Origin of the sequence: Promicromonospora sp. NPDC060271 (genome assembly GCF_042726755.1) — a bacterium.
Classification (GTDB): Bacteria; Actinomycetota; Actinomycetes; order Actinomycetales; family Cellulomonadaceae; genus Promicromonospora.
This window is the reverse complement of sequence record NZ_JBHXBG010000211.1, coordinates 1-9,087: the sequence shown is the minus strand read 5'-3', so window position 1 is coordinate 9,087 and position 9,087 is coordinate 1. Positions and strand designations below refer to the sequence as shown.

The 9,087-nt window shown below is 72.7% G+C and carries 10 protein-coding genes; 8 read left to right on the top strand and 2 right to left on the bottom strand.

All coding sequences use genetic code 11. The annotated features are described in order from the left end of the window. Nucleotides 1–53: 53 nt before the first annotated feature. Together ACFWE2_RS22910 and ACFWE2_RS22905 are read right to left on the bottom strand one after the other, a co-directional pair. Nucleotides 54–896 (bottom strand): siderophore-interacting protein, encoded by an 843-nt coding sequence (locus ACFWE2_RS22910; protein WP_377226513.1) that lies wholly within the window; start codon nucleotides 894–896, stop codon nucleotides 54–56. A 19-nt stretch (nucleotides 897–915) separates the two neighbouring features. Next, nucleotides 916–2,334, bottom strand: a complete 1,419-nt coding sequence (locus ACFWE2_RS22905) for an MFS transporter (RefSeq protein WP_377226512.1) — start codon at nucleotides 2,332–2,334, stop codon at nucleotides 916–918. A 95-nt stretch (nucleotides 2,335–2,429) separates the two neighbouring features. Between ACFWE2_RS22905 and ACFWE2_RS22900 the strand changes: the two genes are divergently transcribed. From ACFWE2_RS22900 to mqo, 8 genes are all read left to right on the top strand, one after another. Next, on the top strand, nucleotides 2,430–2,999 hold the full coding sequence (locus tag ACFWE2_RS22900; RefSeq protein ID WP_377226511.1) for a GNAT family N-acetyltransferase: 570 nt from the start codon (nucleotides 2,430–2,432) through the stop codon (nucleotides 2,997–2,999). Between the two features lie 76 nt (nucleotides 3,000–3,075). Beyond that, the gene (locus tag ACFWE2_RS22895) at nucleotides 3,076–3,711 is read left to right on the top strand and encodes a GNAT family N-acetyltransferase (protein WP_377226510.1); all 636 of its coding nucleotides are present in this window, start codon (nucleotides 3,076–3,078) and stop codon (nucleotides 3,709–3,711) included. A 64-nt stretch (nucleotides 3,712–3,775) separates the two neighbouring features. Further along, entirely contained in the window at nucleotides 3,776–4,993 is a 1,218-nt protein-coding gene (eis, locus tag ACFWE2_RS22890) for an enhanced intracellular survival protein Eis (RefSeq protein ID WP_377226509.1), read from the top strand. Between the two features lie 98 nt (nucleotides 4,994–5,091). Next, nucleotides 5,092–5,310: an SCO4848 family membrane protein gene (locus tag ACFWE2_RS22885; RefSeq protein ID WP_377226508.1), complete on the top strand. Its 219-nt coding sequence runs from the start codon at nucleotides 5,092–5,094 to the stop codon at nucleotides 5,308–5,310. Between the two features lie 95 nt (nucleotides 5,311–5,405). Continuing rightward, entirely contained in the window at nucleotides 5,406–5,957 is a 552-nt protein-coding gene (locus tag ACFWE2_RS22880; protein ID WP_377226507.1) for a TetR/AcrR family transcriptional regulator, read from the top strand. Nucleotides 5,958–6,010: 53 nt separating this feature from the next. After that, nucleotides 6,011–6,664 carry a pyridoxal 5'-phosphate synthase gene (locus ACFWE2_RS22875; RefSeq protein WP_377226506.1) on the top strand — a complete coding sequence of 218 codons (654 nt, stop codon included), beginning with the start codon at nucleotides 6,011–6,013 and terminating at the stop codon, nucleotides 6,662–6,664. A 97-nt stretch (nucleotides 6,665–6,761) separates the two neighbouring features. Further along, nucleotides 6,762–7,430 (top strand): maleylpyruvate isomerase family mycothiol-dependent enzyme, encoded by a 669-nt coding sequence (locus ACFWE2_RS22870; RefSeq protein ID WP_377226505.1) that lies wholly within the window; start codon nucleotides 6,762–6,764, stop codon nucleotides 7,428–7,430. Between the two features lie 113 nt (nucleotides 7,431–7,543). Further along, complete coding sequence (mqo, locus tag ACFWE2_RS22865) at nucleotides 7,544–9,046, top strand: malate dehydrogenase (quinone) (protein WP_377226504.1); 1,503 nt, start codon at nucleotides 7,544–7,546, stop codon at nucleotides 9,044–9,046. Nucleotides 9,047–9,087 lie beyond the last annotated feature (41 nt).

Below are 9,087 nucleotides of genomic sequence, written 5' to 3'. Positions count from 1 at the left end.
GGTCGGTACCTCGGAATGCCGACCACCTGACGTTCTACCGACCACCCGCCGGCTCAGCCCGGGGACGACCGGCCGTGGCGCCAGTAGCCCACGAAGTCCACCTGCGCCTTCGGCACGCCGCGCTCGCCCACCAGGTGCCGCCGCGCGCCGGTCGCCAGCGACGACTCGCCGACGGTGAACGCGTACACGTCGGTGGCCGGGCCGGCCGGCTCGAGCTCGTGCAGCGCCGCGAGCGCGGCCTGGCCCGGGACGGCGTGCGGGTCGGACCGCACCACCCACCGGACCTCGACGCCGGACGGCGCCCGGAACTCCTGCTTGTCCCCGACCGTGGGGACCTCGACGACGGCGGCGCCGCGGGTGTCGTCCGGGAGCGACTCGCAGATGCCCGCGACGGCCGGCAGCCCGGACTCGTCGGCCACCAGGAGCGTCCAGCCGTGCGGGCGGCTCGCGTCGAAGGTGATGCCCTGATCGAGGAGGCCGACCCGCATGCCCAGGTCGGCGGCCTGGGCGAAGCCGGCGCCAGGGCCCGAGGCGTGCTCGGCGTCGCCCGGGCTCGCGTCCCCTGCGGCGTGCAGCACGAAGTCGACGTCTATCTCGTTCAGGTCGGGCCGTGCGGCGCGCACGGTGTAGTTGCGCACCCAGGGCCGCTGGGCCTTCGGGGTGGTGAGGTACTCCGCGTACCAGAGCCCCGACGTGCGCTTGGGAAGGCGCAGCATGTCCTGTCCCGCGCGGGGCAGGAAGAGGCGGAACCACTGGTCGTAGCCCGCCGGCGTGAAGTGGGCGAGCTCGTCACCGCCGAGCGTCACGCGCATCATGTTCGGCGTGATCCGCTTGGTGTTGACGACCTCAGCCATCACGACGTGCGGATCGACCGCTTTGCGCCCCTTGAATGCCATGCGCTGAGGTTAGGCACACCTAAGTCGGTTTGACCAGGGTCTGGTTCGGATCTACCTCACGTGCGTCGCGGATGCCCGCCAGGGACAGCAGCCCGCCGACGACGAGCAGGGCAGCGGTCACCAGGAGCGCACGGTGGAACGAGGCGACGTCGAGCACGCCGCCGGTGATGATGCCCGCGAACGCCACGGTCAGCAGCCCGGCGACCCGCGCGACCGCGTTGTTCACCGCCGAGCCGATGCCGGCGTCGTTGGCCGGGACGGCGCCGAGGATGGCCGCCGTGAGGGGCGCCACCGTGATGGAGAGGCCGAGGCCGAACACGAGCTGGCCGGGCAGCACCTGGGTCGGGTAGAACGCCGTCTCGTCCATCGAGAGCATCAGGAGGAACCCGGCCGCCGCGATGATCGGGCCCAGCGTCATGAACAGCCGCGGCCCGTACCGGCCGGCGAGCGTGCCGAACCAGGCGGACAGCAGGATCATCGCGAGCGTGGTCGGCAGCTGGGCCACACCGGACCACGTCGCGGAGTACCCGGCGACCTGCTGCAGGAACAGCGTGAGCACGAAGCCGCCCAGCGACAGCGCACCGTAGATCGCGAAGGTCGCGAGGTTCCCCCACGCGAAGTTGCGCGCCCCGAACAGGCGCAGCGGCAGCATCGGGTCCGCGGCCCGCCGCTGGTAGAGCACGAAGGACACCAGCATCACCGCACCAGCGAGGACGGACACCAGGATGACCGGCGAGGTCCACCCGAGCCGCTCCCCCTCGATGAGCCCGAACACCACGCCCGCGAGGCCGAACGCGGCCAGCGCGGCCCCCGGGACGTCCACCCGCCGGCCGGGCTCGCCCTCCGCCGCGGGTACCCCGCGCAGCAGCCAGAGCGTCACGGCGATGACCGGGACGTTGATCCAGAACACCCAGCGCCAGGTCGCGAGGTCGACGAGCAGGCCGCCGACGAACGGGCCGACGATCATCGCGGCGGTCGTCCACGACGTCCACCGGCCGATCGCACGGGCCTGCGCCTCGCCACCGAACGTCGCCACGATCAGGGCCAGCGAGCTCGGGACCAGCAGGGCGCCCGCCACCCCCTGCAGCGCGCGGGCGACGACGAGGACGGGACCGGTTGGGGCGATCGCGCACAGCACCGAGGCGACGGCGAAGCCGACGAGCCCGGCCGCCAGCACCTGGCGCCGTCCGTAGACGTCGGACACCGAGCCGGCGACGAGCATCAGCGCGCCGAGGGTCACCAGGTACGCGTCGACCACCCACTGCTGCAGGGCCAGACCCTCCGCACCCTCGCCGCCGAGCTCCTCCGCGATGGCGGGCAGCGCGACGCTCACGACCGTGCCGTCGAGGAACGACACGAACGAAGCGAGGATGGCGACGAGGAGCACCCGTCTCTGGAGCGTGGTCACGGGCCACACGCTATGCCCAGCCACTGACATCCGCCCCTGCCTCCCGCACCCGGCTTCCCGCGCGGCCTCGCGCCCGGCCCCGCACCCGGCTTCGCCCGCGGCCGTACGTAGGGCACGATCGGGACATGGACCTGACGATCCGACCGGCCACGCCCGACGACGCGGCCGCGTGCGCCGCCATCTACGGCCACTACGTGCGCAACACCCACGTCAGCTTCGAGTCCGAGCCGCCGAGCACCGAGGAGATGGCGCGGCGCATCACCGACTGCACGGCCCGCCACGCGTGGCTCGTCGCCGAGGTCCCGAGCGGACAGGTCCCCAACGCGACAGCACCCGGCGGGCAGCACGTCGTCGGCTTCGCCTACGGCGCGCCGTACTCGACGCGCGAGGCCTACCGCTGGTCGGTCGAGACCAGCGTGTACCTGGAGCCCGGCCGCCGCAGGACTGGCGCGGGCCGGGCCCTCTACGAAGCCCTCTTCGAGCGGCTCGCCGAACGTGGGTACCGGCGCCTGGTCGCGGGGCTGGCCCTCCCGAACGACGCCAGCCTCGGCCTGCACGTCGCGCTCGGCTTCGAGGTGGTGGGCACGCTGCGCGAGATCGGCTGGAAGCACGGCCGGTGGCACGACGTGGTGCGGCTGCAGAAGGATCTCGTGCCCGGCCTCGAAGGCGCTCCGCCATCGGGCGAGCCCGGCTGATCTACCCGCTCGGCCCACCGTCGTCAAGCCCGCGCTGCGATCATCGCGTCCGGCCTGTTCACGGCAGGATCCGACCATGGACAGCATCGTCCGCGTCGCGACTCCAGACGACGCCGCAGCCTGCGCCGCCATCTACGCCCCGTTCGTCGCCGACTCGGCGGCGACCTTCGAGACCACCCCGCCGGACTCCCGCGAGATGACGCGCCGGATCGAGCGGTTCTTCGGCCGCGAGACCTGGTTGGTGCTCGAGGCGGACGGGGTGGTGGCCGGCTTCGCGTACGCCAGGCCGTTCGCGCACCGGCCGACGTTCCGGTGGACGCTGGAGACCAACGTGTACGTCGCCGCCGACCACCAGCGGCAGGGCGTCGGCCGCACCCTCTACGGCGCGCTCCTCGCGCGGCTCGCGAGCCGCGGGTACCACCGCGCCATCGCGAGCATCGTGCTGCCGAACGACCCGGCCATCGCGCTGCACGAGGCGGCGGGCTTCCACCGTGCGGGCACGTTCGAGAAGATCGGCTGGAAGCTCGGCCAGTGGCAGGACGCGGTGCTCTTCCAGCGCGACCTCGTGCCCGACGACGGCTCCGCCCCCGGGGACCGCCGGGCCGACGCGGAGCTGCCGGGGCTGCTCACGCCGGAACCGCTCGAGGTGACGCGTACGCCGCTGTTCCGGCCCCACCCCGCGGAGGAGCTGGTCACCTACTTCGGCGACTGACGGCCCGGAGCTCGGTCCGGATTTCCGATGGATGCCCGGGTGCCCGTTGCCTAAGGTCGCCTCCATGAGCCTCACCGTGCGCCCCGTCGAGTACGCCGACCAGCCGGACTACACCCGCCTCGGCGGAGAGGCGTTCGGCACGCCGAGCGACGGCCGTCCGGTCCCGACGCGCGAGGAGTGGGAGGCCGCGGGCTTCCGCGAGTGGGGTGCGTTCGACGACGACGGCCTCGCCGCACGCCTGCGCGTGTACGGGTTCACGTCGTGGTTCCACGGCGCACGGGTGCCGACGGCGGGCGTCGCGGGGGTCGCCGTCGAGCCCGAGCGCCGCGGCTCCGGCCACCTCGGCCACCTCTTCGACGCCGCCCTCGGGCAGGCTCGGGAGCGCGGTGAGGTGATCTCGACGCTCTATCCCTCGGCGCCGGGCATCTATCGCAGGCTCGGTTACGAGGTGGTCGGCTCGTTCGACGACGTCGACGTCCCCCTGCTGAACCTGAACCGCGTCGCTGCGCCCGAAGGTGTGGTCACTCGACGGGCGACCGTCGCCGACTTCGATGCGGTGGTCGCCGTCCACCACCGGTGGGCCGCCGCCCAGAACGGACCGGTGTCGCGTGCGGAGAAGCCGTTCTGGACCCCGCCGGAGAAGTTCTTCGCCGACTACACGGGAGTCACCCTCGCGATCGACGCGACGGAGGGCGCTGCGGGCGAGGTGGTCGGCTTCGCGAGCTGGATCCGCGGCGAGGGCTACACGCCGGCCACCGCCCTCATGGAGGTCGACGACCTCATCGCCCTGACGCCCGACGCCGCCCGCGCGCTGTGGCGCACGCTCGGCAGCTTCTCGACGGTGGTCGGCACGGCGCGCGTGTCGACGTCGGGCCTCGATCCCGCGTGGCTCGTGCTTCCCGACCTGACCTCCACCGTGCACGCCGCCCACCCCTACATGCTGCGGATCCTGGACGTGGCCGGGGCGCTGGGCGGCGTCGGCTCGCCGCTGGAGGGCGCCCGCGTCCCGTTCGCGGTCCGCGGTGCGCGGGATCTCGACGGAGCATGGACGCTCACGGTGTCCGACGGCGTCACGCACCTCGAGCGCGACACCCTGGCGGTCGAGGACGCGCACCACGAGCGGCCCGTCCTCAGCCCGAACGGGCTCGCGCTGCTGTACGCGGGCGCGCAGTCCGCGGCGAACCTGCGGCTGGCGGGTCACCTGACCGGTGCGCCGGACCACGACGCGACCCTGACCGCCGTGCTCCCCCATCGCCAGCTCCACGTCCGCGACTACTTCTGACCCGGACGGCCGCTCACCATGCACCTGCTGCCAGGAACCGGCGTCTCCTGGCAGCAGGTGCATGCTGAGAGCCGGCGGACCGGCGGGATACTGGCGGCATGGACATTCCCGTCGCCTGGTCCGTCGTACTTCTTGCCACCGCTGCCTGGAACCTGCTGATCTGGCCGCGGTTCTGGCAGCGCATCGCCGCGGACCCCCGGTCGCGCGACGCCGACGGGCGGGCGACGAAGTTCCTCACCGTGCACAGTGTCCTGATCGCGGTCTCGCTCGCGCTCGCCCTGGCGGTCGGCGTGCTCGGCGTCATCAGCCTGTTCTGACCCACCCTTGCGCGACGCCCGGTACACACGGCTGACCTGGGCGTTCGGTCCCGCTCTGGTTGCGCACCATACCTGGAGGTAGGTATGGTGCGCAGATGAGCACGCCGACCGCACGCGACCGCCTCATCGACGCCGCACAGGATCTCTTCGCCGTCCAGGGGGTCGGGCCGACGAGCCCCCGCGCGGTGCTGGCGGCCTCCGGCGTCGGACAGGGCAGCCTCTACCACCACTTCCCCACCAAGCACGACCTCGCCGTCGCGGCCGTCGGCGCGACCGTCGACCAGGTCCTCGCCCGGGCGATGACGACGCTGGACAGCGACTCCCCGGCGATCCAGCGGCTCGTCGCCTACCTCGAGCGACCGCGCGACGCCCTGGCGGGCTGCCGGATCGGCCGCCTCACCGCCGACCAGGCAGTGATGGACGACGACGGCCTGCGCGACGTGCTCGCCGCCTACTTCGTGCGCCTGCTCGGCGTCGTGACCACGATCTTCCGCGAGACCGGGCTGCCCGACGACGTCGCCCGCGACCGGGCGCACGCCGCCCTCGCGATCATCCAGGGCGGCTACGTCCTGGCCCGCGCCACGCAGGACCCGGAAGCGCTGACCGCTGCGGTGCGCGGCTTCGTCGGCCTGCTGCCAACGAGCTGACCAGCCGCCGGCCACCAGCCGACCACCCGCCTACCACCAGGGAGAACGAACACGTGACCTTCCGCGAGCGCCTGCGCGCCCTGCCCACCTTCGCCCGGCCAGGCCTGCCGGCCTTCGACCCGGACGCCGCGCCGCCCACGCCGCACGAGCTGTTCGTGACCTGGATGGACGAGGCGATCGAGGCGGACCTGCTCGCGGCGCACGCCATGACGCTCTCGACGGCCGATCCGTCGGGGCGGGTGCACGCCCGGACCGTCGCCCTCAAGGACGTGACGGCGGACGGGTGGTGGTTCGCCTCGCAGTCGTCGGGTCCCAAGGGCCGCGACCTGGCGGCCAACCCGCACGCGGCGCTGACGTTCTTCTGGCCCGAGCTGGGCCGCCAGGTCAAGGTGACGGGCAGCGCGGCGTCAGCGGGCGAGGAGGCGAGCCGCGCTGACTTTCTCGCGCGGCCCGACGCCTCGCGGGCCGCCGGGATCGTCAACCGCCAGAGCGAGCCGCTTGCGTCCCAGGAGGAGTACGTGCGGGCGTTCGAGGAGGCTCTCGCCGCTGTCACCGCCGACACCGAGCTCGCCGCCCCGGACTGGACCGCCTACGTCCTGGCCCCGACGGAGGTCGAGTTCTGGCAGGCGCCCGACGACGGCCCGCACACCCGCCTGCTCTACCGGGCCGAGGCCACCGGCTGGGCCCGCGGCCTGCTCTGGCCCTGACCCCGCCCGCCCACCGACTTGTCAGACGTGGAAGTCACCCGGCTGACCTCCACGTCTGACAACCCGATCCGATGCATGACCTGGAGGGACCAACACCGTGAGCAGCACCAGCACCGTCTCGCACGCCCTTGCCGACTCCGACGCCGGCCTCGGCACGCTGATCTCCGCCGTCGGGCACCTGACCGACGCCGACCTCGCCGGACCGTCGACCCTGGACGGCTGGACGCGCGGGCACGTGCTCTCCCACGTCGCGGCGCTGGGCACCGCGCTGCGCGGCCAGGCGCAGGCCGCCGCACGCGGCGAGGTGGTCCCCGTCTACGCGAGCCAGGAGGCCCGCGACGCCGGGATCGAGGCCGGCTCGGGCCGCACGGTGACCGAGCACCTCGCGGTCCTCGGCGCCCTGCGCAACGACCTGACGAGCGCCTGGCCGGAGCCCGGGTCCCCGCTCTGGGCCGCCCCCAGCGGGTACCGCGGCGGACCCCTCTCGGGCTGCCTGCTCGCCTGGTGGCGCGAGGTGCGGATCCACTCGGTGGACGCCCTGGCCGGCACGCCCCAGGAGGTCGGGTACGAGACGTGGGACGACGACCTGTGCGCCCACCTGCGCGACTTCCTGGCGGTGCGGCTGCCCGACGGCGTCGCGGTCGACGACATCGCGGGCGACCCGCGGGACGTCACGGCGTGGCTCGCCGGACGCGCGCCGTCGTCCCCGCTGCCGGGTGCGCTGCCCGAGCTGGGGCCGTGGCCGTCCGGCGTCTCTGCCCGCTGAGCGCAAGGCCGGGACGGCGGGCGCCGTGAGCGTGAGGGAGGTCACGGATCGCATCACGTGATTCACGCCACAGCGCTCGTTCAACTTTTCACAAGCCCGCTATCGTTCTTCACGTGACTTCTTACCTCCAGACAGCCCCGCGTCCCTCCGAAGAGGTCGACGTCGCGCTGATCGGCGGGGGGATCATGAGCGCCACTCTCGGCGCGCTGCTCACGATCCTCGAGCCGACCTGGCGTATCGGAATCTACGAGCGCCTGGACGAGGTGGCGCTCGAGTCGTCGAACCCGTGGAACAACGCGGGTACCGGCCACGCCGCGCTGTGCGAGCTGAACTACACGCCGGAGCGCAAGGACGGCTCCGTCGACATCTCCAAGGCGGTGAAGATCAACGAGCAGTTCCACACCTCCCGGGAGTTCTGGAACCACCTCCTGACCGCCGGCCTGATGGAGGGCACCGACTTCATCAACGTCACGCCCCACATGACGTTCGTGCGCGGCGCCGAGAACGTCGACTTCCTGCGCCGCCGCTACGAGGCGCTCAGCGCGCACCCGCTGTTCAGCGACATGGAGTTCAGCTCGGACCCCGAGGTCATCGGGCAGTGGACGCCGCTGATCACCCAGGACCGCGACGCCGACGAGCCGATCGCGGCCACGCGCTCCGCGGCCGGGACCGACGTCGACTTCGGGTCGCTGACCAAGAAGCTCGTCGAGTTCGCGACGGCGCACAACACCGAGCTGCACCTGAACCACGAGGTCCGGGGCCTGAAGAAGCTGCGGGACGGTCGCTGGCGCCTGACCCTGCACGACCGTTCCTGGAACGCGGGCACCCGTCGTCGTACCGTCCGGGCGAAGTTCGTCTTCGTCGGCGCGGGTGGTGGCGCGCTGCCGCTGCTGCAGGCTTCCGGCATCAAGGAGGCGCGCGGTTACGGCGGCTTCCCGATCTCCGGTGAGTTCCTGCGCACGGACAACCCGGCCATCGTGGCCCAGCACCAGGCCAAGGTGTACGGCAAGGCCGACGTCGGCGCGCCGCCGATGTCCGTGCCGCACCTGGACACGCGCATCGTGGACGGCAAGAGCTACCTGATGTTCGGCCCGTACGCGGGGTTCAGCCCGAACTACCTGAAGAAGGGCAAGTACCTCGGCCTGATCACGTCGCTGCGCCTGCACAACATCGGCACGATGCTCGGCGTCGCCGCGAAGAACATGGACCTCACCGGCTACCTGGTCGGCCAGGTCGTGGCCGCTCCGGAGACCAAGTTCCACGAGCTGCAGCGCTTCATGCCGACCGCGCAGCCGGGCGACTGGGAGCAGATCACCGCCGGCCAGCGCGTCCAGGTGATGAAGTGGGTCAAGGGCAAGGGCGGCGTGCTGGAGTTCGGCACCGAGGTCGTCGCGGCGAAGGACGGCACCATCGCCGGCCTGCTCGGCGCGTCCCCGGGTGCCTCGACCGCCGTCGCAGCCATGACCGGGCTGCTCGAGCGCTGCTTCCCCGAGCGGTACGCCGAGTGGAAGCCGCAGCTCACCTCGATGATGCCGAGCCTCGACGGCGGCGCGGACTACGACGCGGCGGAGCTCACCGCGGCGGACGCGGCCCGACGGGTGCCCGCGGGAGCCTGATTACGGCCGCCGACGGGACGGCTGGACGCCCAGCCGTCCCG

Excerpts from the sequence above, each read along its gene's own strand:
- ACFWE2_RS22905 (WP_377226512.1), bottom strand. The coding sequence starts at position 2,334 with ATGTCAGTGGCTGGGCATAGCGTGTGGCCCGTGACCACGCTCCAGAGA.
- ACFWE2_RS22895 (WP_377226510.1), top strand. The coding sequence starts at position 3,076 with ATGGACAGCATCGTCCGCGTCGCGACTCCAGACGACGCCGCAGCCTGC.
- ACFWE2_RS22885 (WP_377226508.1), top strand. The coding sequence starts at position 5,092 with ATGGACATTCCCGTCGCCTGGTCCGTCGTACTTCTTGCCACCGCTGCC.
- eis (WP_377226509.1), top strand. The coding sequence starts at position 3,776 with ATGAGCCTCACCGTGCGCCCCGTCGAGTACGCCGACCAGCCGGACTAC.
- ACFWE2_RS22910 (WP_377226513.1), bottom strand. The coding sequence starts at position 896 with ATGGCATTCAAGGGGCGCAAAGCGGTCGATCCGCACGTCGTGATGGCT.
- ACFWE2_RS22900 (WP_377226511.1), top strand. The coding sequence starts at position 2,430 with ATGGACCTGACGATCCGACCGGCCACGCCCGACGACGCGGCCGCGTGC.
- ACFWE2_RS22880 (WP_377226507.1), top strand. The coding sequence starts at position 5,406 with ATGAGCACGCCGACCGCACGCGACCGCCTCATCGACGCCGCACAGGAT.